The 26,214-nt window shown below is 66.7% G+C and carries 22 protein-coding genes and 2 pseudogenes; 15 read left to right on the top strand and 9 right to left on the bottom strand.

All coding sequences use genetic code 11. The annotated features are described in order from the left end of the window. The first annotated feature begins 707 nt into the window (after positions 1 to 707). On the top strand, positions 708 to 1,385 hold the full coding sequence (locus tag OHA05_RS37105) for a methyltransferase domain-containing protein (RefSeq protein ID WP_328863123.1): 678 nt from the start codon (positions 708 to 710) through the stop codon (positions 1,383 to 1,385). Between the two features lie 486 nt (positions 1,386 to 1,871). Here OHA05_RS37105 and tnpA read toward each other — a convergent pair whose 3' ends face one another. Next, positions 1,872 to 2,288, bottom strand: coding sequence for an IS200/IS605 family transposase (gene tnpA, locus OHA05_RS37110; protein WP_328863537.1), 417 nt, complete (start codon positions 2,286 to 2,288; stop codon positions 1,872 to 1,874). Between the two features lie 26 nt (positions 2,289 to 2,314). On the opposite strand from tnpA, the gene OHA05_RS37115 reads away from it, so the two are divergent. From OHA05_RS37115 to OHA05_RS37135, 5 genes are all read left to right on the top strand, one after another. After that, complete coding sequence (locus OHA05_RS37115) at positions 2,315 to 3,532, top strand: RNA-guided endonuclease InsQ/TnpB family protein (protein WP_328863124.1); 1,218 nt, start codon at positions 2,315 to 2,317, stop codon at positions 3,530 to 3,532. Between the two features lie 324 nt (positions 3,533 to 3,856). Next, positions 3,857 to 4,081 (top strand): hypothetical protein, encoded by a 225-nt coding sequence (locus OHA05_RS37120; protein WP_328863125.1) that lies wholly within the window; start codon positions 3,857 to 3,859, stop codon positions 4,079 to 4,081. Then, complete coding sequence (locus tag OHA05_RS37125) at positions 4,081 to 4,623, top strand: hypothetical protein (RefSeq protein WP_328863126.1); 543 nt, start codon at positions 4,081 to 4,083, stop codon at positions 4,621 to 4,623. Before OHA05_RS37120 ends, OHA05_RS37125 begins: the two co-directional genes overlap by 1 nt. Before the next feature lie 372 nt (positions 4,624 to 4,995). Then, positions 4,996 to 6,048 carry a hypothetical protein gene (locus tag OHA05_RS37130; RefSeq protein WP_328863127.1) on the top strand — a complete coding sequence of 351 codons (1,053 nt, stop codon included), beginning with the start codon at positions 4,996 to 4,998 and terminating at the stop codon, positions 6,046 to 6,048. 918 nt (positions 6,049 to 6,966) lie between these two features. Next, complete coding sequence (locus OHA05_RS37135) at positions 6,967 to 8,217, top strand: cation:proton antiporter (RefSeq protein WP_328863128.1); 1,251 nt, start codon at positions 6,967 to 6,969, stop codon at positions 8,215 to 8,217. A gap of 673 nt (positions 8,218 to 8,890) precedes the next feature. On the opposite strand, the pseudogene OHA05_RS37140 reads toward OHA05_RS37135, so the two are convergent. Together OHA05_RS37140 and OHA05_RS37145 are read right to left on the bottom strand one after the other, a co-directional pair. Continuing rightward, a pseudogene (locus OHA05_RS37140) lies at positions 8,891 to 9,397 on the bottom strand (MarR family winged helix-turn-helix transcriptional regulator); the annotation flags it as partial. A gap of 61 nt (positions 9,398 to 9,458) precedes the next feature. Then, the gene (locus OHA05_RS37145) at positions 9,459 to 10,526 is read right to left on the bottom strand and encodes a PP2C family protein-serine/threonine phosphatase (RefSeq protein WP_327686592.1); all 1,068 of its coding nucleotides are present in this window, start codon (positions 10,524 to 10,526) and stop codon (positions 9,459 to 9,461) included. Between the two features lie 180 nt (positions 10,527 to 10,706). Between OHA05_RS37145 and OHA05_RS37150 the strand changes: the two genes are divergently transcribed. Continuing rightward, positions 10,707 to 11,267 carry a nitroreductase family deazaflavin-dependent oxidoreductase gene (locus OHA05_RS37150; RefSeq protein ID WP_328863129.1) on the top strand — a complete coding sequence of 187 codons (561 nt, stop codon included), beginning with the start codon at positions 10,707 to 10,709 and terminating at the stop codon, positions 11,265 to 11,267. Between the two features lie 129 nt (positions 11,268 to 11,396). Further along, positions 11,397 to 12,131, top strand: a complete 735-nt coding sequence (locus OHA05_RS37155) for a DUF4142 domain-containing protein (RefSeq protein ID WP_328863130.1) — start codon at positions 11,397 to 11,399, stop codon at positions 12,129 to 12,131. A 999-nt stretch (positions 12,132 to 13,130) separates the two neighbouring features. Here the strand turns inward: OHA05_RS37155 and OHA05_RS37160 are convergent. The 3 genes from OHA05_RS37160 to OHA05_RS37170 all read right to left on the bottom strand — a co-directional run bounded on the left by OHA05_RS37160 (position 13,131) and on the right by OHA05_RS37170 (position 16,881). Beyond that, positions 13,131 to 14,222: a TerC family protein gene (locus tag OHA05_RS37160; RefSeq protein WP_328863131.1), complete on the bottom strand. Its 1,092-nt coding sequence runs from the start codon at positions 14,220 to 14,222 to the stop codon at positions 13,131 to 13,133. A 198-nt stretch (positions 14,223 to 14,420) separates the two neighbouring features. Then, positions 14,421 to 15,683 carry a cation:proton antiporter gene (locus tag OHA05_RS37165; RefSeq protein ID WP_328863132.1) on the bottom strand — a complete coding sequence of 421 codons (1,263 nt, stop codon included), beginning with the start codon at positions 15,681 to 15,683 and terminating at the stop codon, positions 14,421 to 14,423. Between the two features lie 76 nt (positions 15,684 to 15,759). After that, complete coding sequence (locus OHA05_RS37170; protein WP_328863002.1) at positions 15,760 to 16,881, bottom strand: IS630 family transposase; 1,122 nt, start codon at positions 16,879 to 16,881, stop codon at positions 15,760 to 15,762. Positions 16,882 to 17,535: 654 nt separating this feature from the next. Here OHA05_RS37170 and OHA05_RS37175 point away from each other — a divergent pair. Both OHA05_RS37175 and OHA05_RS37180 read left to right on the top strand, forming a co-directional pair. Next, positions 17,536 to 17,952: a CBS domain-containing protein gene (locus tag OHA05_RS37175; RefSeq protein ID WP_327686594.1), complete on the top strand. Its 417-nt coding sequence runs from the start codon at positions 17,536 to 17,538 to the stop codon at positions 17,950 to 17,952. Positions 17,953 to 18,128: 176 nt separating this feature from the next. Continuing rightward, entirely contained in the window at positions 18,129 to 18,482 is a 354-nt protein-coding gene (locus OHA05_RS37180; RefSeq protein ID WP_328863133.1) for a PRC-barrel domain containing protein, read from the top strand. Between the two features lie 118 nt (positions 18,483 to 18,600). Here the strand turns inward: OHA05_RS37180 and OHA05_RS37185 are convergent, their stop codons facing one another. Together OHA05_RS37185 and OHA05_RS37190 are read right to left on the bottom strand one after the other, a co-directional pair. Then, positions 18,601 to 19,710 carry an SPFH domain-containing protein gene (locus tag OHA05_RS37185; RefSeq protein ID WP_328863134.1) on the bottom strand — a complete coding sequence of 370 codons (1,110 nt, stop codon included), beginning with the start codon at positions 19,708 to 19,710 and terminating at the stop codon, positions 18,601 to 18,603. A 26-nt stretch (positions 19,711 to 19,736) separates the two neighbouring features. Then, a complete protein-coding gene (locus OHA05_RS37190) occupies positions 19,737 to 20,174 on the bottom strand; it encodes an NfeD family protein (protein ID WP_328863135.1) in 438 nt (145 codons plus the stop codon). Positions 20,175 to 20,625: 451 nt separating this feature from the next. Here OHA05_RS37190 and OHA05_RS37195 point away from each other — a divergent pair, with 451 nt between their 5' ends. From OHA05_RS37195 to OHA05_RS37210, 4 genes are all read left to right on the top strand, one after another. Continuing rightward, positions 20,626 to 20,925 (top strand): DUF5133 domain-containing protein, encoded by a 300-nt coding sequence (locus OHA05_RS37195; RefSeq protein WP_328863136.1) that lies wholly within the window; start codon positions 20,626 to 20,628, stop codon positions 20,923 to 20,925. Positions 20,926 to 21,023: 98 nt separating this feature from the next. Next, positions 21,024 to 23,081 carry a SpoIIE family protein phosphatase gene (locus tag OHA05_RS37200; RefSeq protein ID WP_328863137.1) on the top strand — a complete coding sequence of 686 codons (2,058 nt, stop codon included), beginning with the start codon at positions 21,024 to 21,026 and terminating at the stop codon, positions 23,079 to 23,081. A gap of 509 nt (positions 23,082 to 23,590) precedes the next feature. Continuing rightward, on the top strand, positions 23,591 to 24,913 hold the full coding sequence (gene nhaA, locus OHA05_RS37205; RefSeq protein WP_328863138.1) for a Na+/H+ antiporter NhaA: 1,323 nt from the start codon (positions 23,591 to 23,593) through the stop codon (positions 24,911 to 24,913). After that, positions 24,913 to 25,380 carry a PGPGW domain-containing protein gene (locus OHA05_RS37210; protein ID WP_328863139.1) on the top strand — a complete coding sequence of 156 codons (468 nt, stop codon included), beginning with the start codon at positions 24,913 to 24,915 and terminating at the stop codon, positions 25,378 to 25,380. Before nhaA ends, OHA05_RS37210 begins: the two co-directional genes overlap by 1 nt. Positions 25,381 to 25,388: 8 nt before the next feature. Here OHA05_RS37210 and OHA05_RS38345 read toward each other — a convergent pair. Next, positions 25,389 to 25,624 (bottom strand): annotated as a pseudogene (locus OHA05_RS38345) (DUF4158 domain-containing protein); the annotation flags it as partial. Positions 25,625 to 25,918: 294 nt separating this feature from the next. Between OHA05_RS38345 and OHA05_RS37215 the strand changes: the two are divergent. Beyond that, positions 25,919 to 26,140, top strand: a complete 222-nt coding sequence (locus tag OHA05_RS37215) for a hypothetical protein (protein WP_328863140.1) — start codon at positions 25,919 to 25,921, stop codon at positions 26,138 to 26,140. Positions 26,141 to 26,214 lie beyond the last annotated feature (74 nt).

Consider the following 26,214-nt stretch of genomic DNA (forward strand, 5'->3'; position numbering starts at 1 on the left):
CCTCTGCTTGGGGAGGCGAGACCCGCACCCCACCCTGAAAGCAGGCCGGTGGCACCGCCGCGATGCATGTGCCGTGAGGGCTTGTGGCAGCTGGAACACTGCACCGGAACGCGTGAGAGCGGAGCGCAGCCGCGGGCCGGGACTGTGTCACCAGGGTTCGAGAAATAGAGCGGGCCGAATGGATCGGGACCAAAGTCTCTTCGCTGTCAGGGGCGTTAGTGAGGAAAGGACGGTAGCACTCCCATTCTTGGGTCCCAGGGCAATCTGAGTGCGGCGAAGTCACCACTGTCGAGGGCAGCGAGGACCCGACAGCAGCAGGGCAACGAGTGCCTACCGGTCTCCGGCAGGGAGCCCCCGGGCCCACCGCGCTACCTGCAGGTTGTCTCCAGCCGTTGTCTGGATGGGGGAGTGGGTACTTGCCTCGCAGATCGGAACGGTCGCCAAGGCCGAGGACCCGAGCGGGTGGTCTCACTCCCGCACAAGGGTGACCGGGCCCGTGGGGGATCCCGCCCCTCAGCCCACAGCCTGCATCCTTGTGACGTGACCGAGCCGAGACTCCTTCTTTGCGCCCGCGGAACCGCTGTGCGACCACAACGGCCGGCTGGTGGTCCGGGTGAGAAGTCTGTCGACGCCCCCAGCGGGCAGGTGAGGCCCTCACTCCAGCCAGTGGTCGGCAGGAAGCTGCAATTGAGGGACGCCGCAGCGGAATGAGCGCCACGGTGCCGCGCAGTGACGAAGCCAGTCCATGGCGCGCCGGCCCATACAGCGACGCTGTCCGCTCCGGCTGTAGCCCGCTGTTCCTGCGCCGCGCGGACGGCCGGCTGTTGCCGTTGGACGTCGAGCGATGGTGTGCCGGCGCCGACGGAGCCGACATGACCGTTCTTCAACGCTGCGAGGAAGCGGTACTCGATATCGGCTGCGGACCCGGACGCATGCTCGTCGCCCTCTCTCAACTCGGCCACAGCACGCTCGGTATCGACGTGAGTCCGGCTGCCATCGCCAGAGCACTCCGCAGCGGCGGACGGGCTCTTCACCGTTGCGTCTTCGGCGACGTACCCAATGAAGGCCGGTGGGGCACTGCACTGCTCATGGACGGCAATGTCGGCATCGGCGGCAACCCGGGAACGCTGCTCGAACGGGTCGCCGAGATCGTCGTCCCCGGAGGCCTGCTGCTGGCAGAAGCAGCGCCGACCGACGTCGACGAACGATTCCAGGTGAGAATCGAGAGCGGGTACGGCGAGGGGGGTGCCTCCTTCCCGTGGGCCCAGGTCGGTATTTCCGCTCTTGCACGCGAAGCGCGAAGCGCGGGCTGGCAGGACATCGAGCAGTGGAGCAGCCACGGCCGTTCGTTCATCGCGCTGCGGTCCACTCCGCGCGCCACGTGAACTGACGCAAGACAGGCAGCTACTGGCCGCAAGGTGCCAGCGTGTGCCGGTCATCCGTATCACCCTCACGCTCCTTTGCCGGCACGGCCTCATGGTGAGGTGTGGACCGCCCGCTCCGGATTTCTCCTAGTCGAAAGCAGGGCGACCATGGCGGGCAGCGTGAATATTGTGAGCATGACTGGAGTGCCTGAGCGGACCGCGACCAGAACGTGCGCGAAAGAGCCGTTCGCAACAATCAATGCTGTTCCCGCAGCTGACCAAGTGGCAGCCATTGCGACCACCGTCCAGCACGCGGATCGCAGCAACTTGGCATCGCTGTGACGAAGCATGGACCGAAGCATCACCACGGCGCAGGTGCGACTGGCACAGCCAGGAAGGTCGCCCCCCTCTCTTCAGTCATCAACATGTAGCTACCGGGACTAATCGCAGTGCGCCGGGCTTTTGCCTGGTGGTGAAGCGATTCTCAGGGCTGCTGTGACCCGCAGGTTACAGCGGACGATTCTGCTGCTCGATGTACTGACGGACGGCCGACAGCGGGGCTCCGCCGACCGATGCGGCGAAGTATGAGCCGGACCAAAGCCGTTGCGCCTGCCAGTAGTGCCGGACCGGTTCCGGATACTCCTGGCGGAGCCTGCGCGAGCTGACGCCCTTCAAGCTGTTGACCAGCTTGGACGGGGCGGCCTTCGGGGGGAGGTTCACGAGCAGGTGGACGTGGTTGTTCTCGCCGTTGAACTCGATGATCTCGCACTCGAAGTCCCTCGCGACGTCCCGCATGATCTCCTCCATCCGGCGAAGGTGGGCGTCGGTGAAGACCTTGTGCCGGAACTTCGTCACGTAAACCAAGTGGGCGTGGAGGACGAAAGTGCAGTGTCGACCAGTGCGGATGTTCTGATGCTCAGTCAGAAGTCAATGGGAGTACGGTGATCGACATGCAGCTCAGGTACTCCTTCCGGATGTACCCGAACGGCCCTCAGCGCTTGGCGCTGGCCAGGGCGTTCGGGTGCTCGCGGGTGGTCTACAACGATGCGCTCCGCGCTCGTGAGACCGCCCGCACGGCAGGGCTGCCGTTCGTGACGTCGGCCGAGTTGTCGAAGCAGGTCACGGCGGCGAAGAAGACCGAGGAACGGGCGTGGCTCGGCGAGGTCTCCGCCGTCGTACTCCAGCAGTCCCTTCGGGACCTGGACACCGCCTACCGGAACTTCTTCGACAGCCTCAAGAGCAAGCGCCCGCGCATGGGCGCTCCCCGCTTCAAGAGCCGCAAGGACATCCGGCAGGCCGTCCGCTTCACCGCCAACGCCCGGTGGAAGATCACGACCGGCGGAGATCTGTCGTTGCCGAAGATCGGCGATGTCCGGGTGAAGTGGTCCCGCACGCTGCCCTCCACGCCGTCCACGGTGACCGTGGTCAAGGACGCGGCCGGAAGGTACTTCTGCTCGTTCGTGGTCGAGACCGGCCAGGATGAGACGCTGCCGAAGGCGACGCCCGAGGTCGGCATCGACCTGGGGCTGACGCACTTCGCGATCCTCTCGGACGGCACGAAGATCGACAGCCCTCGCTTTCTGCGCCGGGCCGAGAAGAAGCTCAAGCGGGAACAGCGCCGCCTGTCCCGAAAAGCCAAGGGCAGCAACAACCGGACCAAGGCCCGCATCAAGGTCGCCCGCGCCCACGCGCAGGTCGCCGACGCACGGCGCGAGTTCCACCACCAACTCTCCACCAAGCTGATCCGCGAAAACCAAGCGGTCGCAGTGGAAGACCTGGCGGTCAAGGGACTCGCCCGCACACGCATGGCCAAGTCCATTCACGACGCCGGATGGTCGTCGTTCCTCACGATGCTGGAGTACAAGGCAGTCCGGTACGGGCGCGGCTTCCACCGCATCGGACGCTTCGAGCCGACCTCACAGGTCTGCTCCCAGTGCGGCATCAAGGACGGCCCCAAGCCCCTGAACATCCGCGTGTGGGAATGCCGGGCGTGCGGGGCGGTCCTCGACCGGGACATCAACGCGGCGGTCAACGTCGCCAAGGCTGCTGGACTGGCAGTGTCAGCCTGTCGAGCGCGGGTAAGACCGGAACTTGTTCCGGCGCAGCGCGAAGAAGCAGGAACCCACCGAGACGGTCAGTCGACCGTGGTAGGAATCCCCTCCCTTTAGGGAGGAGAGCGGAAGTCAAAGAACAGGTTCCAGGACCCGGTGGCGGCAGACAGTATTCGCATAGTTGGGGTCCTTCTGTCCGATGGTTTTCATGGGTCGAGAGAGCGACGCTGCCGTGGCGGCGACGAGAGCAGGACGATGGCATAGCCCGTCGCGGATCGGTGTACCAACTGCGGCCTGCGGCCCCCTCGCCCCGCCGTACCCCGCTGCCGCCGGGGCCGGCCAGAAGGCGGGAGTAGCCGCCGCGTGCAGGTTCGTTGTGCTGCCCCCGTAGTGCAACGAACTGCGGGTGTTGGTGACCTTGCGCAGCGCGGTATCGACGTCGTGGCCTACGAGTGGCGGACGCAGGAGCAGAGCCGGATCGACGCGATCCACACCGGCGACAACGCGAAGGTCTTCAACGGCCGGGAGCGGCAGTTGCAGGCGCTCGCCGACGAGTGGGCCAAGGCCAACCCTGAGCACACCAACAACCGCTATACGCTTACCGACGCGATCAATGGCGCTGCCTACAACGGAAATGATCGTGCAAAGGGTTTGTCGGGAGGGTGATGAGGTCGACGAGGAAGAGCGTCCTGCGTCCGGTGTGTGGCGCGGTTCTGCTTACCTTTCTGCTCGCCGGGGCCGTCGGCTGCGGCGGCCACAAGGAGTTCAATGTTTCTGAAGCCTGCGGGACGAAGGTCGACCCCGAGCTGATCCGGGAACTGCTGCCAGAGGGCGATGAGTTGGAGATCGACGACAGTTTGTCCGATCCGGACCAGCCACGCTGCCAACTGAGCGTCGACGGCGAGCTCACGCTGTATCTGCGGGGCGACATTGTCGAGCCGTACATCAAGCCCTTGGAAATCTCGGCGGATGGGATGCGTCGGCTGGGCAACCCCTCGCCGGCGGACATCGGTGACGGTGCCAGCATCGCCGACCACGGTGCGATGGCTGTGCAGGCGTGCACCCACAAGGGCGAGAAGCGACAATATGTCCTGGCTGTCGACGGGGTGGACAACCCTCAGGACACCGCGGAGCGCCGCCAAGTGCTCGAACGCTTCACGCGGTCCTATCTGCCAGTCGCCATCGAGGCAGAGGATTGTCGTCCGTAGCGGCATGGTCGCATAAGGCAACGGAAAATGGCCGGGCCGGGTGCTGGCGGGTGGAGGGCAATGCGGTCTGGCCACGAAGACCGTCCGGCGGCCTTCAGTCGTGGCTGTCCTGTTCACCGGGGCCGTCGGCTGCGGCGGCCACGAGCCGTTCAAGGTTCCGGGGGCTGCGGGACGGAGGCTGACGCCGAACTGCTCGGCCGCCTACTGCCAGGAGTGGTGAGCTCGAGCCCGATTCGCAGAGTGTCCGGCCAAGGTGGCGCAGTCACGGCGCGAATAGCCACCGCGCTGAGTACACCAAGGGCGAGGCGAAGCAGAGTTCCATCACCGGCCGCGAGGAAGCGTACGCGGCCCTGCGAACCAGGAAGTGAGCAAGTGAGCACAGCAGCAGGCCGCACACGGCCGTCGTGGAAGGTATGGGCCGTCGCGGCGGTCCTTGTCGTCGTGGTCGCGGGGCTGCTGCATGCCTACCGCAACACCAATGTGCTGACCGACGACCGACTGTGCGGAGGGCTGGTCTCGGCGGCGAACGCGGACGCGGTACTGCCCAGCTCTGGGCGGGTCAGCGCCGAGGGCGACGGCATCGCCGACCATCTGCCGGACACGGAGTGCGAGATCGAGAAGTCGTCAGTCGTCATCGGTGGCGGGAAGGGCACCTTGTCCGTCCGCGTCGCCGAGGAGCGCGGGGACTTTCCCTTCGTGGACGCCAGGTGGCCGGACCCGGCGCGGGCTTCGTTCTTCTCCGGACCGGTGACCGGCGGGGTCTACGACTACGACGGCTGGGTCCTGCTGCCCGAGGAGTGCTGGACGACCAAGCCGGTGATTGTCGAAGCCCACTCCAGCGAACCGGTGTCCGACACCAAGGCGTTCGGCGCTCTGCTCACCGACGCCGCACGCGCCCTCGCGGAGGAAAAGGCATGTGGGACCCTCCCCAAGGAGCCCGGAACGCCCTTGCCGCCGCGCTCACAAGCGGCTCGCCCCGCTGCCGAGGGACGGCTGTGCGGCCTTGACGGCTTCTCCATTCGCGGTCAGGTGCCAGCCGGCAGGGAAGTCCTCGAAGCAGGTCAGGCGGCACCTGCTGACCTGTGGTCCTGCACGGTATCCCTGGGGGGCGACTCGAATCGCCCCGCCAGTGAGGACGGCTTCATGACGTACACGGTCGCCCGGGACCCACTGCTCCTCGCCGCTGTCGAGAAGGCACCGGGAACACACCGGGGCACCGCGCCCGGAGGCCGGGATGCCGATGTTGTCGAGCCGCAAAGGATCGTGCTGCCCTGCCGCGGCGGCGCCGTCTACCTGGCTATGGAATCGGGACTGCAGTACACAGAGACCCGTGAGCGTGACCCGGACACTGCACGCCGGGACATCTTCTTTGAGTCTTTTGTGCAGTCTGCGGCCAAGGCCTTCGGCTGCGGCACGCCTGGCTGATGAAGACACGCTCGGCGGGCCTGACAGCCGGGTGCTCAGACTCGATTCGCCACCTGCGGAGCCCGGAGGCAAGGGATGCACGCGTCCGGCGCTCCACCATGGCACCGGCCACACAGTGGCCCGATGTCCCGTACTGCAGTGTCTGTTTGTGATCCTGGTGCGTCATGCTGGCCCGGTGACGAATAGGGGGCGGGGCGTAGCGGTTGCAGCCTGGAGCGTGATTTCCGTGCTGCTCGTGGGAACTACGGTCTGGGTTGTGGTTCTGGGGCTCGTTCGGCTGGGGCTGACCGGAGACGAGGTCCAGGTTCGTCTTTCGCAGTGCCAGATCGAGGGCGGGGGGCACGGGGGAAGCCACGTTGAGTGCTCTGGTCAGGTTGTGGGCCAGGGGAATGCGAAAGTCGTGAGGGTCCGCTATGACGGCAAGACGGGCGGGGTCGTTCCTGCTGCCAGGCCGCCGTGGGGAACCTTTGTGGTAGGGGCTGACGCGAACCCGCACGCAATCTTCGAGGTCGCTCCGGCCGCCGTGCGCCGCAGTGTTCGGACAATGCATCGGTACGGCGCGGGCGTTGGACCAGGTCACGAGCCAGACGTTCGAAGGCCGGACACAACAATGATCAAGGTCAGGGCCACCTCTGATCAAACCTTGCCGCACACCCAACCGGAGCCAACCGGAGAAGAGAAGTCCAGTCGCCCGGGGCTCGTGGGTCCTGCCGTGAGGAGGCGTGGCTGCCCCTGTGCGGACCGGTTCCCAGCGAACGTTGCCGTGTCCCGGCAACCACACAGCCCACGCGCTGCGCGTCAAGAGTCTGTCAACACCGCGTAGGAAACGTATAAAGTAGGTGGTGGTGTGCCGGGAAGCCTGGTCGGCGAACAGGGGGAGAGCTCTCTGTTCTCAGTGCCGACAGGGGGACTTCTGCCATGGTGCTTGTCGCTGTTTTCGGGGCCGCGCTGCTGATTGCCGTGCTGCTTTCCGGGCTTGCCGCCCGTACGGTTCTGTCGACGTCGCTGCTCTTCCTGGTTGGTGGGGCGCTGGTCAGCGACGGATTCCTCGGACTGATCCACATCACCCCCGACAGTGAGATCGTGTCGGTCACCGCCGACCTCGCGCTGTTCGCCGTCCTGTTCACCGACGGGATGCATGTTTCTTTCGCCAAGCTCCGGGCCAACTGGCGCAACCCGGCCCGTGCGCTCGGCCTCGGCATGCCGCTCGCGTGCGTCGGCATGGCGCTCATTACGCACTACCTGGTCGGCCTGGACTGGACAACGTCCTTCCTCGTCGGCGCGGTCCTCGCGCCGACCGATCCGGTCTTCGCTTCGGCGATCGTCGGACGCAAGGAGGTCCCGGCCCGGCTGCGTGAACTCCTTAACGTGGAGAGCGGCATCAACGACGGGCTCGCGCTGCCGGTCGTCCTGATCCTCATCGCCGCCGCCGGTCCCACCTCACCCCATGCCGCGGCATCCTTCGGGAAGATCGGTCTGGAGCTGGGCCTCGGCCTCGTCTTCGGTGTCCTGATGCCTCTGATTGTCAACGGCCTCGTACGGTTCCGGCTGCTGGGGGCCGAGCCCAAGCTGCAGCCGCTGCTTCCGCTGGCGACCGCAGTCATCCTCTACGCCGCCTGCCACTTGACCCACGCCAACCCCTACCTCGCGGCCTTCTCCGCGGGTGCGGTTTTCGCCGCCGTCTCTCCGGAGTCCCACAAGGCGTTCGAGCCGCTGGGGGAGTCGCTCGCGGAGCTCGCCAAGTTCGCCGCCCTGCTGGTCTTCGGCGCGCTGCTCACCCCGCAGCTCTTCGGAGACCTGTCCATCGGCGGGTACCTGGCGGTGATCCTCGCGATCGTGCTGATCCGCCCGGCTTCCCTTCTGTTGTCGCTGCTGGGCACGCGTATTGACCGCAGGGAGAAGCTCGTCGCGGCATGGTTCGGTCCGAAGGGCTTCGCCTCGGTCGTCTACGGCCTGCTGGTTCTCCAGGCCGGCATCCCGCAGGGGCAGGAGGCGTACAGCCTCATCGCCGTCTGCATCGCCTTCTCGATTGTCGCCCACAGCAGCACCGACGTCCCCATCGCCCGCCTCTTCCATGTCGACGACCTGGTCGACGCCGGCGGCGGGCAACCGGAAACACCGACAGGGACCGAGACTGCCAAGGAGGGCACTCAGGCGCACAGGCGATAGCGCCCAGGATCGCTGATCGGCCGCAATCTGGAGGTGGCCACGGAAGAACTCGAGATTGTGGAGGGGATCATCTCCCGTTCGGCATCCTGCAGCCCTAGGTACCCGGGAGTGGCCCGGCACACCCCGCGTCGCCTTGACGCGTTCCTCACGCCCTAACCACACCAAGGGCGCGAGCTGTGAACAGCCCCTTCAGGAGCTGGGCCGCGGGGCGGTCAGACGATGGTCTTGAGCGCATCAGGTCCTGCCCAAAATGGCGTAGGTTCCTGGCTGCCGCCTTGCTGCGCGCAGCAATCACCGCCAACCCCGCCAAACCTCCGCAATGCCTGTGATCGCTTCCCCTGCGGCGTGTCATCGACATGGCGTGCCACCAGGCGCTGCGCTCGCTCAAGACTTCTGCGCAGACCTCGTTCCCCGAACCGTTGCTGCCCCTGTTGTGCTGACCGCGAGGCTTGCTGCCGTGGGATCCAGCATGCTGATGGCCAGGGTGGCACGATCAAGGACGTGGCCTTCTGCGCGCGCCAGACCAGCCCTCGATCGGCCACTTCCAGAGGGCCATTGGCAAGCATGACGCTTATGCCGATTGTTCCGGGCTGCGCTGTGTGGACCTACCTGTGGCGCCTGTGCTGACCTCGTCAGGTTTTTGCGAAGCGGCGGTTGTCTGCGAGGGAAGAGCGTCCTCCCAGCCCAGTGGGTGCATGGCGCTGTCCGCGGCTTCGACCGCTGGTTCACTGCCCGCTTCGTTGAATGCGGTCAGCGCTTCCACCAATGCAACGCGTTGCTCTGGCACTATCCGCCTCACGATCGCTTCGATTTCCCGACGGCGCCTGCCCGTGACGTCCTGAACAAGATCGCGGCCTTCCGGCGTCAGCCGGAGCACTGTCTCGCGCCGATTGCCAGGGTTTGTCTGCCGGTCCGCGAGGCCGCTTGCGATCAGCCGGTCGATCATGCGCATCGCCGTCGAGGGCTTCACACCGAGCCGGTTGGCGAGTACGACGAGCTTGGCAGGTCCGTGTGTGGACAGCACCACCAAGAGCCGGAACTGGGGAAGGGTCACCCTGTCCTCAACCGCGGCAAGGGAACGCGCCGAGACAGCAACCAGCAGACGGGAAGCGGTCAGCACGGCTCGCGTCACCGCATCCACGTCATCGACCTGCTGTGCTGCCTTCGCTCTGTCACCCATGCGTCTTTTCTACCCTCTCCGTCGGCGCAGCGGTTCTGGCCCCCGGCGCACACGGCTGTTCCTAGTCTCTCGGGTCCTGGTGATAGCGCAGAAGCAGCATGGCTGCGTCGTCGTGCAGCGGCCCTCCTGCATGCTGAACCAGATCACCGCGCAGGGTCTGCAGCGCCAGCTCGGGATCAGGGTCCTTGAGCAGCGCGGCTCGTTCGCCCAGGGGGTAGAACCGGTCCGTGTCGTCCCGGGCTTCCGTGACGCCATCGGTGTACAGAAGCATCTGGGCTCCCGGGGTAAAGCGTTCCGCGTAGGGCTCGGGCCCGCTCATGCCGTGCACGCCGAGACCGAGCGGTAGCGCGGGGGACGGTGGCTCGGCAAAACGCACACGGCCATCGGGCCACAGGATCATGGGTGCGGGATGGCCATAGTTGAGCAGCGTCACGCTGTGATCGTCGGCGACTTCCGCCAGTACGGCCGTGACGAACTTTTCCCCCTGCAGCTCCCGGTCGGCCACACGTTCCAGCCGTGTGCCGACGCTCGTGAGGTCTGCCTCGTCGTGGGCGGCCTCGCGGAACGCACCCAGAATCACCGCGGCCGTCTCGACCGCTTCCAGCCCTTTGCCCTGCACATCTCCCACGATCACACGCACGCCGGCGGAGGAAGCCACCACCTCATAGAGATCGCCGCCGATACGCGCCTCGGCAACAGCCGATGTGTACGACACCGCCACCCGCAGGTGTCCGGCACTGCGTGGAACCGGCCTCAGAAGTACACGCTGCGCCACCTCTGCGATCGACCGGACGCTGGCCAGTTCGGCCTCACGTCGCTGCCTCATCACCGTTGCCACCAGCCCGGCCACCGTCACACCGGCCACGGAGGCCAGTGCCGTCCAGCCGCGGCGGCCGGCGAACAGACCGTCATACAGACCGAGCGCCAGACAGAGAAGCATCGCTATGACGCCGACGAGGGCCGTACGGCGCCAGCCGCCGACAAGTCCGGCGAAGGCCGGACCCAGCGACACAAGCGGCAGGAAGCCCACTGACGAGCCCGCAGTCAGATCGATGACGGCGACAACAGACATGACGCCGTAGGGGAGCACAGACAGCACGACGGAGCGCTGCACCGTCTCTTCGGGCATGGCAACCCCGCGGTGTGTGGCAGGCGGTGCGAAGTGTTCCGAGCAGAGGGCCTGGCACCGTGTCACGCCCCCACCTAATTTAGCCTATGCAAAACTTACCCTCGTGAAGGATCTCGACGGGCCGCGTTACCAACCGACAGCCACGGCGGGCCCCAAGTGGTAGAAGCCGGGAGGCGAGATATGGACCCTTCGAACACCCCAACGCCGCGACCCGCCCCACCCACCGGCTGGAAGCGGCTAGCGGCGCGGCTGCCCATAGGCCTCTACCGGATCGGCCTCGGCCCGCTGTTCGGTCGCAGACTGCTTCTCCTGATCCACACGGGACGGGTGAGCGGCGCTTCACGTACTGTCGTTCTCGAAGTCGTCGAGGCCGACTCTCGCTCCTGGGTCGTGGCCTCCGGTTTCGGGACTGTGGCTCGGTGGTACCGGAACCTGCAGCACACTCCGAAGGCCACCATTCAGGTCGGCCGGCACTACCACGCGGTTACAGCTCGGTTCCTTCCTTCGGAGGACGGAGGCAGGATCATGGCCCGGTACGCGCAGTCCCATCCCCGTCTGGCCGCACGCCTCTGTGCCTACATGGGGCTCCCCGCCGACGGGACAACGACGGGATATCGCTACGCCGGTACGCGGATTCCTTTCGTCAGGCTGGAGTGCAGCCCCTACTGCGATCGCCCAGGATGCGCCATGCCGCCCGGCAGGCCGGGCGCCGACACCGGCCGGCCTGCCGATCGTTCGTGACGAATCCCGCCGACGGTGAACACGCCGGCGATCCGCTCCGTACTGCTCACTGCGAGCCGTGCCAGCCGCCGTTCAACAGCTTCCGGGTGCCATGAACGATCGAGTTCTCCATGCCGACCGGGAGGCATCATGCGTTCCAACCGACGCACAGCCGAATCCACGCTCCCCAGGACGATCGGGGTGTTCGTGGCCGCCTGTGCGGTCATCGCCACCGTGCTCCTCATGACGCGTGGAGGTGATGAAGAAGCCTCAGCCTCCCAGACGCCCGCCGGAGCCGGCTACGGGCAGTCCACGGCGGGGTACGGGCACTCCGCGGGCGCCGGCCATGCCACCGGCACGCGGGACGGCGCAGCGGACAAGGCAGAGCCCGTGCCGACAGGCCCCCAGCCCGTGACAGAGGTGGACAAGACGTTCCTCGTGAAGGTCCGGCAGGCCGGCTTGTGGGAGATCCCGGCGGGCCGGCTCGCCCAGACGAACGCCTCGAGCGAGGCCGTCAAGCGTGCCGGACTGCATCTGATAGACGGGCACAGCAAGCTCGATCAGTTGGTCCGCGAGGACGCCAAGATCCTCGGCGTACCGCTTCCCGAGGAGGCGACGGCGGAGCAGCAGGGCTGGGTCACGCAGATGGAGAACGCCCGGGGCGTGGAGTTCGACCGTCTCTTCGCCAATCTCCTCCGTTCCTCCCACGGGAAGATCTTCGCCACCATCGGCGAGGTCAGGGCCGCGACACAGAACGACCTCATCCGTCGTCACTCGCGACAGGCCAACCAAACTGTCCTTGACCACCTCGAGGTGCTGGAGGACACCGGCCTGGTCGACAGCGCGACCTTCGACGACGTGGAGAAGTCCGTGACGCCGCAGTAGGTCCGAGACGCGGGTTCACGGATAGGGCCGCTGCTGGGATCCTTGTTTGTACATCGCCACGCTGCTACAGCCCGGCAGGCCTGGCCCCGTACGGGCTCGCGTGCCCCAGTGCGCGAAGAGTGAGGCGCGTTACGGGAGTTCGTTCGCGAGACCGGAGCCAGGCACGCAAGGCACGGCACGCTAAAGGCTTCTTGGGCTCGCATTCTGCGAGTCTGGCGCACCTATATTGCACTGTGCAATGATGCTGGGTGAGGAGGGCCCAGTAGCGGCAGGCCATGCCTGGAGCTGGGCGCTGGCACGGTGACACAGCTGCATACGCGTTTGTCTGCTGCTGGTAGCCCTCCTCACCAAGAAGATGTCGGTCCGAGGTGGGCAGACCCTTGTTGGGCGCAGGCGACAAAGATGCGAGCGGACACGGACGCCCCCGCGGGCCGGACTTTCGTTCCCACCACACAAGCAGCTTTCCAGTAGCGCCCTGTCTTGGCATCAGGAAGCTGCGCTCGGCTTATGCCGTGAGCGTCGGTGCGTCCCGTCCGCAGCCTCTTGTCGATCATCGACCTACAAGGGGTCCAGCACAGTCGACCGCGGGGGCAGCGTCTTTCCGGCCCTCAGTAGACGAGCCCTCGGCCCGCTTCCTGGCGGTCGCCGCCTACTATCGGCTTGCTCGTCGTTGCGGCCGGAAGGGTATAGCCGCAACTGCCCAGTTGTACGACCCGCGCCGGTGGAGCACGAAGGTTGCGGTGGCGTTTGCGCCTTCTATGAGTGGCCCTGGGTTCTGGTGTGCTCGGGGGTCTGTCCGTACTCGGGGCAGTGGGGGTTGTGGCAGGGGCCGGGGCCCCACAGCGGTACGTAGCATCCGAGCGACTTGTGCCGCCCTTTGATGATTGTTCCTACGCGGTTCTTGCAGGCTGGGCATGTCGGCCCGGCCTGTGGCTCGATCGCCTGCTTGTTTTTGCCCATTCTTTAACAATAGCTACTTATCCGCTGATATTGACCAGCCTATGCAGGATTTCCCTTGTCCGGGGGTGTGGGTGGTGGGTCCGGTGGATGGTCGAGCTCGACGTCGGAGTGGCCGCCCGGCTGGGGGACGTGGCCATCCGGGACCGGGCCCTCGGCCCGGTTCTGGGTGGGGGTGTCCGCAGGCTGATCAGGCTTGGGCGCGGCGGGCCGGCGGATGCTGAGGATGACGGAGGCGGCCAGGACCACGACGATGACGGCCAGGCTCACGGGGGAGGGGATCTCCGGGATGTCGGGGCTGATCAGCTTGTGGGATGCCTGGAGGATGAGTTTGACGCCGATGAAGGACAGGATGATCGCGAGGCCGGTGTTGAGGTAGTGGAATCGGTCCAGGAGGCCGGAGAGCATGAAGTAGAGGGCGCGCAGGCCCAGGATGGCGAAGGCATTGCTGGTGTAGACGATGAAGGCATCGTCGCTGACTGCGAGGACGGCGGGGACGCTGTCGACGGCGAAGATCAGGTCGGCTGCCTCGATCGCGGCCACCACAGCGAGCAGCGGTGTGGCAACGCGTTTGCCCGCCTCCTTGACGAAGAATTTCGCCCCGGCGTACTCGTCCCGTACGGGGATGACCTTCCTGAGGGCCCGGACGGCGAAGCTCTTGCCGGGGTCGAAGGTGTCCTCTTCTTCCTTAAGGAGTTTGTAGGTGCTGTAGAAGAGGATGGCGGCGAAGGCGAACAGGACCGCGGTGAAGCGGCTGACCACGGCGACGCCGAGGGAGAGGAAGATGCCGCGGAACACCAGGGCGCCGATGACGCCGAAGAACAGGACCCGATGCTGGTAGGCGCGGGGGACCTTGAAGTAGGCGAAGATCACTGCGAAGACGAACAGGTTGTCGACCGACAGGCTCTTCTCCAGCAGCCAGGCAGTGGTGTACTCGGTTCCCGCGGTCGTGCCCAGGACGAGGAAGATGACGGCGCCGAAGATCAACGCGAGGCTGATCCACAGCCCGCTCCAGGCCGCGGCCTCCTTGAACCCGATCACGTGCGCGCTGCGGTGGGCGAGCAGGTCCACCGCCAATGACACCACCACCGTCACGGCGAACGCTGCCCATAGCCAGAGCGGGACATCGAGCACGTTGGTTACTCCCATCCGGCGCTGCGCCGGCCCCTATATAGGATTCTGCGGCATTGCTCCCCCTACGGCGCGCCGGCTGATCAGGGCGGGGGTTCACAAAGCCGGTGAGCTCGTCGTTGGTGCGTGTGCGCGCCGCGCAGCGGGCCGGTGGCTGGCCTGCTGCGCGGCCACCGGCAGTCGGGCCTCAGCCAGCCCACCTCATGGTGCCTTTCTCGATGTGCGGCGCAGCCGGTCGAGGTGGGTGATGACGGGGGTCGCGGTGGTTCCGTGGAGGATGACGGACACGAGGACGGTGAAGGCGATGAGTGACCACATCGGTTTGGCGAGGCCGTTGAAGTCGTTGTGTCCCAGGGCGTAGGCGAGGTAGAACAGCGAACCGATGCCGCGGATGCCGAAGGCGGAGGTGACGATCTTCTCGCGGGGTCCGGTCGACAGGCCGATCTGTGACACCCATGCGGTGATGGGACGGACGGCCACGACCAGGAGGAGGCCGAGGAGGGCGGCGGGCCAGGTGAGGGTGTCGAAGCCTGTCTTGGCGAGGTAGGCGCCCAGCAGGAAGAGGAAGAAGGCGGTGAGCAGTCGCTCGATCTGCTCGGTGAACTCGTGCAGGACTTTGTGGTAGCCGTGGTTTCGTTCGACGGCCCGTACGGTGCAGGCGGTGACGAACACTGCCAGGAAGCCGTACCCGTGGGCGATTTCGGCGATGCCGTAGGAGAGGAAGGTTGCTCCCAGTGCCACGAATCCTTCCAGGTGTTCGGAGAGCCGGACGGCGGAAGGCTTGGCGCGAAAGAAGATCCAGCCCAGTAGACGGCCGGTCACCAGGCCGGTGCCGATGCCGATAGCGGTCTTGGCGAGCAGGTCGCCCAGGACCCACGGGCCGATCCATCCGGCGGACCAGGCCCCGCCGGATGCGGCGGCGAGGGCGATGGCGGCCAGGACGAAGGGGAATGCCAGGCCGTCGTTGAGCCCCGCCTCTGCGGTGAGGGTGAAGCGCACTTCATCGTCGTCGTGCTCGGAATCGGCGGGTTCCCCGACACGTACCTCCGCGGCGAGGACCGGGTCGGTGGGGGCGAGGACGGCCGCAACCAGCAGCGCGGCAGCCGGGGGCCAGTCCAGGAGAACGACGGCGAGCAGCCCGGTCGTGGCGATCGTGAGCGGCATCGCCAGGCCCAGCAGTCGCCATGGTCCTGTCCACCGGCGTAGGCCGAACGGACGGTTGAGTGCCAGGCCGGCGCCCATGAGCGAAACAATCACGCAGACTTCCGTCGCGTGCTCCACCCACAGACGGTCTTGCACCGGATCCACCACGGGAAGCGGCAGTGGCAGGAGGGCTACGGCCACGCCGACGGCCAGGAACACCATTGGCATCGACAAAGGACGGCGGAAGACCAGCCGCGGCAGCATGGCCGCGGCCAGAGCACCTGCGCCCAAAGCGGCGTACACGGCGTCAGAGAACGTCATCTGCAAGATCCTCGCAGATCCGTGCACCACTGCCTTCGGTCAGCTCGGCGCGCAGCAGGGCACGGCCCGCAATCCGCTAGTGCCCTGCGCCAGAGATCCGTTGGCAGAAGCGGGCGAGTGAATCGAGGATCTCTTCGGCTGTCTTGGTCCAAGTGAACGGGGTCGGGTTCTCGTTCCACTGTTTGACCCAGGCGCGGATGTCGGCTTCCAGGGAGCGCACACTCTTGTGGGCACCGCGGCGGATCTTCTGGTCTGCGAGGAAGCCGAACCATCGCTCCACCTGGTTGATCCAGGAGGAACCGGTGGGCGTGAAGTGCAGGTGGAACCGCGGGTGTTTGGCCAGCCACGTCTTGATGGCCGGGGTCTTGTGGGTGCCATAGTTGTCGCAGATCAGATGGACCTGAAGGTGCTCGGGGACCTCTTTGTCGATCTTGATGAGGAACTTCTTGAACTCCGCGGCCCGGTGCCGACGGTGCAGTGAGGTGATGACTTCGCCAGTCGCGACGTCAAAGGCCGCGAACAAGGTGGTCAGACCGTTGCGGACGTAATCGTGAGTGCGGCGCTCGGGCATGCCGGGCATCATCGGCAGCACAGGCTGAGAGCGATCCAAGGCCTGGATCTGAGACTTCTCGTCCACCGACAGCACCACCGCTCCTTCGGGCGGGTTGAAATACAGCCCCACCACGTCGTAGACCTTCTCCACGAACAGCGGATCGGTCGACAGCTTGAACGTGTCGCTCAAATGCGGCTTGAGCTGGAACCTGCGCCAGATCCGGCCCACCGTCGACTTCGACAAGCCACTGCGGTCCGCCATCGACGAACGCGACCAGTGAGTGGCGTTCTTCGGGATTTCCTCCAGCGTGCTGACCACGACCGCCTCCACCTGGTCCACGCTGATGGTGGGCGGCCGGCCCGGCCGAGGCTCATCCACCAGCCCGTCCAACCGTGCGGCCAAAAACCGGCGACGCCACTTGCGGACCGTGTCCGCCGCGATATGTAACTCGCGTGCCACCACGACAATCGGCGGCACGTCAGCACCATCACATGCCAACACGATGCGGGCCCGCAAGGCCACCGCCTGCGCGGATGACGCCCTACGAGCCCAACGCTCCAACACCACACGCTCATCAGGCGACAACAACAACGGTTCCAACTTCGGACCACGACGTGACACCGGCACATCCCCAGAAGCACTCATAAACGAATTAACGACGGATCTCTGGCGCAGGACACTAGTCAGCACGTGATAGAAGGCAGCTCGGTTTCCGAACAGGCGCGTCAAGTTCCCGTTGTGGCAGCTGAGTTCTCCCGATTGGCCACAGCTCCTGGCTGGCTGCGGGGCGCTGAGACACGGCACGATGAAGGGCATGTGGTCCTTATGGGTGCCTCTCATCGTGATTCTCGTGCTTGCGTGCTGGATCGCCTGGAAAGTGCAACGACGCGGGAGACGCATGCACGACGCGGGGTCGTTGAGCTGTCCGCGGTGCGAACAGGTGCACCGCGAAATCGCCCAGCGCCGTGAGCAGCCCAGTGTCCTGGCCCGGCTGCGCGCCCGCACCGGGAACCGCTGAGAGCGGATTCGAAAGCGACCAGCGGCGATAGTTGAATCCGATCATGGCGCGGACGTTCTCAGGTCGAGGGCGCGACGGCTGCTGCTGCGGCCGCGCTGTCAACGGGTCAGCCGGCTGTCGTCTTCTTGGCGGCCGGCTCCCCGGGGTGTGCGGCAACCGGCACCCCGTACAGGTTCAGGTGTGGCGGACTTCGTTATGTGGGCGGATCGGGGGGAACTGGTAGTTCGGTCACCGTGGCACGCGCATGCCACAGCAATGGCCTGAGGTGAAAGGAGCGGGTGTTGACGACGGCACGAGAAATCATGACCAGCGGCACCGAGTGCATCGGCGCTGAGGAGAGCGCCTTGGACGCGGCGAGGAAGATGACGGAACTCGGTGTCGGTGCCCTGCCGATCTGCGGTACCGATGAGAAGCTCAAGGGCATGCTGACCGACCGCGACATCGTGGTGAAGGTCCTCGGCGCAGGCAAGGACCCCGCCGATGTGAAGGCCGGCGAGCTGGCCCAGGGCGAAGCTGTCACGATTGGCGCTGACGACGACGTCGACGAGATTCTGCGGACGATGACCGAGCACAAGGTACGACGCCTGCCCGTCATCGACGGACACACCCTGGTCGGCATGGTGGCCACGGCCGACGTCGCTCGCGCCCTGCCCGACCCCAAAGTCGGCGACCTCCTCGAGGCCCTCTCCACCGACTAGCCAGCCCGCGCCAGCCGCCGGCCTGTACCGACTCCCCGCGACCGGAATGCTCCCACGCCAGGCTGCCTGAGCTTCTGGGGAACGTGAAAGGGCAGGTGCGGGGCAGTAGGCAGGGGTTGTGAGCCCCATTCAATAGGGCGGCCACGCGCAAGAATGACAACCGGAAAGGGGTCGTTGTGAGCGAGTTCGACATCTGGGTGTACCGGCCGAGCGCGGGATATCAGGAGGGGGTCGACATCGTCGGCTACAAGGTGGAGGCCATCGACGGCAGTATCGGGAAGGTCAGCAAGCACTCCGAGGAGGTCGGCTCCTCTCATATCGTTGTCGACACCGAGGTGTGGATCTTCGGGAAGCACGTTCTGCTGCCCGCTGGGACGATCAAGCTGATCGACACTGCCGAGGAGACGGTCCACGTCGACCGTACGAAGGACCAGATCAAGGACGCCCCCGACTTCGACGAGATCAAGCACGCGGGCGAGCCCAGCTACCTGGAGCAGTTCGGCCGCTACTACGGCCAGCCACATATGTAATCGCTGTCCTCCGGCCGGGTCTGTGATCGGGGCGATTGCGGACCCGGCTGCTGCGATCGTCCGCATCGGCCGCCCGGCGAGCCAGCGGCCGGCATGCCCGGGCTCTCGCCGTCGGCGCTCAATCGCCGGGCGTCTGCGACCGGCCCGGCACCTGAGGTGCCCGCGCGGCCTCGGCTTCGGCCTTCGCGTCGCTGACTGCGGCGGCTGCCTGCTTTGCGACTTCATCGGCAGCCGCGGCAGCGTCGAGTGAGGGTGGCGTGCCTGCCTCGATCTCCGGGGCCCCGCTTTCGTCGGCCGCGTCGTCGGCCTCGGTACTGGTTGCTTCGTCCGGTTGCGCAGATGGGGGAAGACCCATTGCCGACCGGTCGCCGAATGCGCTGGTGACGGCCCGTACTGCCTCGGTCAGTTCTCCTGGGATGACCCAGAAGGTGTTGTTGTCGCTCTTGGCCAAGTGCGGGAGGGTCTCGAGGTACTTGTAGGCAAGGATCTTTGGGTCCGCGTTGTTGCGATGGACGGCCTGGAAGACACGCTCGACCGCTTTCGCCTCGCCGTCGGCCCGCAAGATCATGGCCTGTTGTGTGCCCTGTGCTTCGAGGATGTCCTTCTGCTTCGTGCCCTCTGCGGTCAGGATCTTGGCTTGCCGTTCCCCTTCGGCGTGGAGGATGGCCGCGCGCTTGTCACGCTCGGCCCGCATCTGCTTCTCCATCGCCTCTTTGATGGTGTGCGGCGGATCGATGGCCTTGATCTCGACGCGGTTGACCCGGATGCCCCACTTGCCGGTGGCATCGTCGAGGACCGTGCGGAGCCGGGCGTTGATCTCCTCACGTGACGTGAGCGTCTCCTCCAGGTCCATGGAGCCGATGACGTTCCGCAGTGTGGTCACGGTGAGCTGATCGATCGCATGCAGGTAGTCAGCGACCTCGTAGGCCGCCGCCCGCGGGTCGGTGACCTGGTAGTAGAGCACCGTGTCGATGTTCACCACCAGGTTGTCCTCGGTGATCACCGGCTTGGGGTCGGACGAATACACCTGCTCGCGCACGTCGAGTTTGGTGTTGATGCGGTCCGCGACCGGGACGACGAAGTTCAGGCCGGGTTGCAGCGTCCGACGGTACCGGCCAAACCGTTCGATGTTGTAGCGGCGTGCCTGCGGCACGATACGCACCGTCGAGGCCACGAGGAAGACAACCACGATCGCGGCCACAAGAATGAGGACGAGTACCGGATCCACACTTCCTCCGTCGGGTGTTCAGCCGTTCATGGAAGGAGCTCGCGGGGGTAGACGACAGCCGTCACGCCTTCGATCTCCATGACGTCCACCAGTGCCCCCACCGGGATCACATGGCTTTCGTCGAGGGCGCGGGCGGACCATTGTTCTCCGGACACTTTGATCAGGCCGCGGGTCGCTGTGACCTCCTGCATGACCTCGGCCCGCCGACCGACCAGCGCATCGCTGCCCTCCCGTATGAGGGGTGCCTGTGCCATGTGCCGCAGCGCGACCGGGCGGACGAGGACGAGGCCCGCCGCCGTGGCCACTCCGAGCGCCACGAGCTGGCCGAGAAACCCGATGCCCACACCAGCAACGACAGCGGCAACCAGCGCGGCGCCCGCCAGCAACCCGAAAACCAGCGTCAGGGTGAAAAACTCCGCGACACCAAGCGCCGCGGCGGCGAACAGCCATACGAACCACGGCATCGAACCAGCCTCCCTCGGAGGAGCTATCCCACCACCTACCCACCCGGAACCCGGACAGAACAGACTCGTCCGACCCGGTCTGCGATCAAGGCGCTCGAACGGCGACAGCAGGTCACGCCGGCATTGGCGGTTCTGCTCGACGCCCTCGCAGAACACGATGCGGAGCGGCGGATGCCGCTGTCCGCTCGTTGGGCGCCACGGCGCAGTGAGCTCCGCTTCGACAGCGTTCCGCTGTTCGCGGGGTCGATTGCGCAAGTCGGGACGATGAGTCCAGCCTGCCGCCTGCGAGGGAGCGCTGGGGAGATTGGCTTCGGCGTGCGGTCGCTGGCGGCAGACCGCACGCTGGAAGGTGTTGAACAGGCGCCCTCCCCAGCCACCGCAGACAGGGGCGCACTACCGGGATCGCTGCGGTATTCGGGTCACAGCCGCGTTGCGTGATGGGAGGCGGATCATGCTGTTGCCTCATCCCGCTGTGTTGAAGATCTTGATCGGGCAGGGCGGACCGCACCGTGCGCTGTCTGCCGGGGTTGGCGGTGCCGGCACGTGTCAGCAGGTGGAAGGCGTCATCTACACACCGGGTGTGCAGACCGGCACCCGCGATGTTGGTGCTGCGGTGACCGCTGCGCCATATCAGCGGCCTGGCGCCTGGCCCCAGGAGGCGTCTACGCCGGACTTGGCCATGTGCGCCGAGGCACGTAGCGGCTTCGGCCGCACTCGCACAGCCGCTGCACCGTGCATCAGCGCCGGATAACCGTCATGCACAAGCACGCCCGCCCTGACAACGAATCCGACAAGCACGCCCGCCCTGACAACGAATCCGACAGAGGTGTGGAGCGACTGGATTCCCCCATGGCTGACATGGTGCGCGGCACGGGCGCATCGGTCGGTCTGCTGTTCCTGTTGCCGCCCGGGGAAGAGGTTCTGTGGCTAGCGCTGGTCTCCGGCGCGTCACTGCGGCTCGCCGCACCTTGGGCCCGCGTCTCCATGCACACCTCGACCCCTGTCGCCGATGCCATTCACGAGCGGCGCCTGGTGTGGCTGGCGAGTCAGGAGGAGATGGCCCGCCGCTACCCACAGCTGGGCATCGTGTTGCCGTACGACTTCATGCTTGCCGCAGCCCCCCTCACCACCGGAACCCAGGTGTGGGGCGGCGTTGCACTGCTATGGCCCATGTGGCACTCTGCGACTCTCACTCAGCAAGAACGCGAATCGGTCGGCACGTTCTGCCGGCTGGCGGCCGATCTCCTCAAGCAGGCTGCCGATCACGGCCGTCCGCTGCTTCCCCCCGTGGAACCACGTTTGCTGTCGGCGCCGCAGCGACAGGCAGACCCCGACCATGCCATGGCCGAGCTCCGCTTCACCGAGCGTCTTCCCGTCGGCTGCTGCGCCCTCGACCTCAGCGGTCGGCTTACCTTCATCAATCCTGCCGGCGCCGACCTTGTTGGCGCCGGCGCCGCCTCCCTCGTGGGAAACCGTCCCTGGGAAGTGCTGCTGTGGCTGCACGACCCGGTTTTCGAAGAGTGCTACCGGTCGGCAGTGATCACCCGCCAGCCCACCTCGTTCACCGCCGTGCGCCCCCCGGACACACCGCTGTTCTTCCAGCTCTACCCCAGCGACAGCGGCATCAGCGTCCACATCACACCCCTCGCGCAGCAGGAAGTCACTCCACCGCGGAAGACAGCACCATCCGGTGAACCGGTAAGTGCGGTCGCGCTCTATCACCTGACCCACCTGGCTACCGCTCTGGCCGAGGCCGTAGACGTCCACGGCGTGGTCGACCTCGTCGCCGACCAGATCGTGCCTGCCTTCGGCCCCCGAGGCCTGGTCCTCATGACCGCGGAGGAAGGACGGCTGCACATCATCAGTCACCGCGGATACAGCGCCGACTTCATCAGCCGCTTCGACGGCACGCCCCTGGCCGACCCCACCCCGACCGCGCATGCCCTGGCCACCAACACCCCAGTCTTCTTCCCCACCTTCGCCGACTTCCAGCATGCCTACCCCGGCGCGCCCCGCTACGAGGGTAGGAGCGCTTGGGCTTTCCTGCCCCTGACCGCCTCCGGCCGCCGCATCGGCTCTCTTGCCCTTTCCTACGACCAGCCTCGCCCTTTTCCCCCGGCCGAACGTGCCATCCTCACCTCCTTGGCCGGGCTGATCGCCCAGGCCCTGGACCGCGCCCGCCTCTACGACGCCGCCCGTACCCTCGCCCACGCTCTTCAGACCGGTCTGCTGCCCCCTGTGCTGCCCCGCATTCCGGGCCTGGACGTCGCGGCACGTTACCTGCCTGCCGGGCACGGCAGGGACATCGGCGGCGACTTCTACGACCTCATCCACGCAGCCCCCGCCGCCACGGCAGTGATCGGTGACGTCCAGGGCCACAACACGACCGCCGCCGCCCTCATGGGACAGGTCCGCACCGCCGTCCACGCGCACGCCGCCACTGGCACACCCCCCGGCGTCCTCCTCGCCCGCACCAACCGCTTCCTCGCCGACCTCGACACCGGCCTGTTCACCAGCTGCCTGATCGCCCAACTCGACCTCACCCACCACCGCGTCACCCTCGCCACAGCAGGACACCCCCCGCCCCTGCTCCGCCACCCCGACGGACGCACCGAGGTCCTCCACCTGTCACCAGGGCTACTGCTCGGCATCGACCCTGACATGGACTACGCCACCATCGAAATCGTCCTCTCGCCCGGTGCCGTAATCGCCCTGTACACCGACGGACTCGTCGAAATCCCCGGAACCGACATCGATGACACCACCAACGCCCTCGCCCAACGCCTCGCACAGGCTCAAAGCCAGGACCTGGACGACCTCGCTGGCACCCTCGTTCGCCAGGCGGCAGCCACCCGCCATGACGACATCGCCCTTCTGCTTGTCCGCCGGCAACCGGACGCCGGCTGACACACGACACGCCATGCAGCGAGGCTTTCCACAGGTCTGCGCCGAAGAATGGAACACGACGCATCCCGGGGCCGCACGGTTCGTCTCCGACAAGCCCCGGCGCACCAACGGCTTACGACGACCACCCTGAGACCCCGGGACGGCTACCCGTCACGGGCACCTGCCCAGCAGCCGCACCCTGCCCTCTTATCGCCACGCAACGCCATGCTCAACGGTGCGATCCTCATGATCGCGCGCGCTGCCCACCACACGATGCCCGCCGCCCGCACTGTAGGCGGCCGCCGCGCGGTGCTCGCTGCCGTTGCCGCCTGGTGGTGCGCCTCCCGCAGGGGCTGATCACAACCTGACACCGATGTGATCTTGCGGAGGCGTGCGGGGCAGACAGCCGGTCCGGCGGTGGATACGGTGCAAAGAACGCGTCAAGAGTGGCGCGCGGTGTGCCGGGAAGTCTGGTCGGCGTCCTGGGGCAGTGTGCCCTTTTGTCGCTGACACACCGGAGGCCCACTGCCATGGCCGGCACCCGCTCCCCCTTCCTCGGTTTGCTGCCCCTACCCGAGCGGCAGGCGATCGGCCGGGCCCTGCGCACCGAGACCGTCGGCGGCCTGGTCCTCCTCGGCGCAGCCGTCCTCGCGCTGATTTGGGCCAACAGCCCGTGGAGCGCGGCCTATGCGTCCGTACGCGACTTCCACTTCGGGATTCCAGCCCTCGGCCTGGACCTGTCCGTGGGGCACTGGACAGCGGACGGGCTGCTGGCCGTGTTCTTCCTCGTCGCCGGGATCGAGCTGAAACGGGAGCTGGTCGTTGGCGAACTGCGTACCCCGGCCACCGCCGCACTGCCGGTCATCGCCGCGGTTTGCGGGATGGCCGTACCCGCTGCCCTTTACCTGGCTACCGTCACGACGGATGGCGGCAGCGGGGCGGGGTGGGCGGTCCCGATGGCCACCGATATTGCCTTCGCACTGGCGGTGCTGGCGGTGCTGTCCACGCACCTGCCGGCCGCGCTGCGCGCCTTCCTCCTGACCCTGGCCGTGGTCGACGACCTGGGCGCGATTCTGATCATCGCGGTGTTCTTCACTTCCGACCTGAACCTGTGGGCACTTGCCGGAGCCGTGGCGGGCCTGGTCCTCTTCTACCTGCTCCAGCGGCTGCGGGTGCGCGGCTGGTGGTGGTACGTGCCTCTCGGGCTGGCGATCTGGGCGCTGATGTACAACGGCGGCATCCACGCCACCGTCGCCGGAGTCGCCATGGGCCTCATCCTGCGCACCATCCCCGACAAGGCCGAGGACGTCTCACCGGCCTCCCGAGTCGCGCACCTGCTTCACCCGTTCTCCGCCAGCGTCGCGGTACCGCTGTTCGCACTGTTCGCCGCCGGGGTGAGTATTACCGGTCCTGCCTTGGGCGCGGTGTTCACCAGCCCTGAACCCCTCGGCGTGGTGATCGGCCTGGTCGTCGGCAAGACGGTGGGGATCTTCGCCGGAACGTACCTGGCCGCCCGCTTCACCCGCGCCCAGCTCAACCCCGACCTCGCGTGGGCTGATGTCCTGGGCCTGTCGGTGCTGGCCGGGATCGGCTTTACCGTCGCCCTCCTGATCGGAGAACTCGCCTTCCCTGGCAGCCAGTCCGGCGAGCACGTCAAGGCCGCCGTCCTCGTCGCCTCCCTGTTCGCCGCACTCCTCGCCGCGGTCCTGCTGCGCAGGCGCAACACCGTGTACCGGCGCCTGTACGAGGCGGAGAACCTCGACGCCGATAACGACGGGATCCCCGACATCTACCAGAACGACACGGCGGGGCCTGAAGGCGCCGCCGCTCGTACGGACGGGAAGCACACCTGATGGCCGACGGCGATGCCCCACTGCTGGCGCCCGTGATCGTCATCGCCGCCCTGGTCATCCGCACCGCCATCACCGAGCTCCGGCATCCGGGCAGCGCCCGGCGGCAGTGGGCGTTCGCCACCAGCCCACGGGCCATGGCGGCCGGTGCGACCATCGCCGCGGCCACGGTCCTGATCGGCGGGACCCGCTACGGCTGGGCGGCGGTGGCCTGGGCCCTGCTCACCGGGGCACTCGCCGCCTTCGTCACTGGCCGCGACACCCCGGCTGCCTCACCGTCCCCACAGCCGGACAAGGAGCAGCCCATGTCGGAACGACAGATTGGGAAGGTGCTGGCCGCCATCGGCGCACCACTCACCCTGGCCGGTGTGGTGATGCACTTCCTCCCCGGACCCGGCTTCCCCGTGCTCATCATCGGCTTGGCCCTGCTCGCCACCGGCCTCGCCATGACCGCAGCCCGCCGCCGGTAACACCACCCGGCCGGCCAGGTGCTCGACCACCGGCCAGGGCACCGCCCTCCTGGAACAGCCCGACGTAGCGGACTGTGCACACCTGAAGAGCGAAGCCCAGCTGATGACGCTTCGTAGGCCACAGCGCGATCAGATCCCGTTCGACGCGTCCAGGAGAAGAACCGCTCCGGCTCAGGTCTCGTCGGCTCTCGGCGAACTTCCCGTATGCCTCACCCTGATCATCAGTTACGAACTCCACCGGCATGATCCGGACCGTAGCCAGGCCCCGCCCATGATCAATGATCTTCAGCGAAGCTCAGCGCTGAAGACGATCACTGCGCTAGCCAGCCATGATCAATCTCAGCGCCAACGGCTGTCTCGATGTTCCCCGAGGCCGGGATATGCCTAGGCTCGCCCCGCCAGCAAACGGGTTCGCGGGGCGGACGACCAACCGAACGGGGCAGCCCTCGAAGCCCTCGACGCGGGCCGTGCCGCGTGCCCGCCATGCCCCCGTACACGGGACTCGGCAGCCCGCGAGCCGCAGGAGCACACTGGAAGAGTGAGTAAGCCGATAGTCGTCCATCACGCCTCTTCTGAGCCCGGTCGCAGAGTGACCTGCCTCAGATACGGCCGCGACGACTTCCTGGGTACGGCATTCTCCGATCACGACCTGGTGGTCATCCTGGAGGGGGCTGGGTGGATCGACCCGGACCGGATCATTGATGATCCGACACGGATCGAGTGGCGCGGCGGCCGCGCACATCTCTGGCAGGCGACCTGAGCACTGCCCGCCGCTCTTCTGTACCGCCGGTCACTGGCCATCGTTCATTGCCCATGCCAGGCGGAGGCCACCGG

The sequence above is a fragment of the Streptomyces sp. NBC_00306 genome (assembly GCF_036169555.1).
GTDB classification, from domain to species: domain Bacteria; phylum Actinomycetota; class Actinomycetes; order Streptomycetales; family Streptomycetaceae; genus Streptomyces; species Streptomyces achmelvichensis.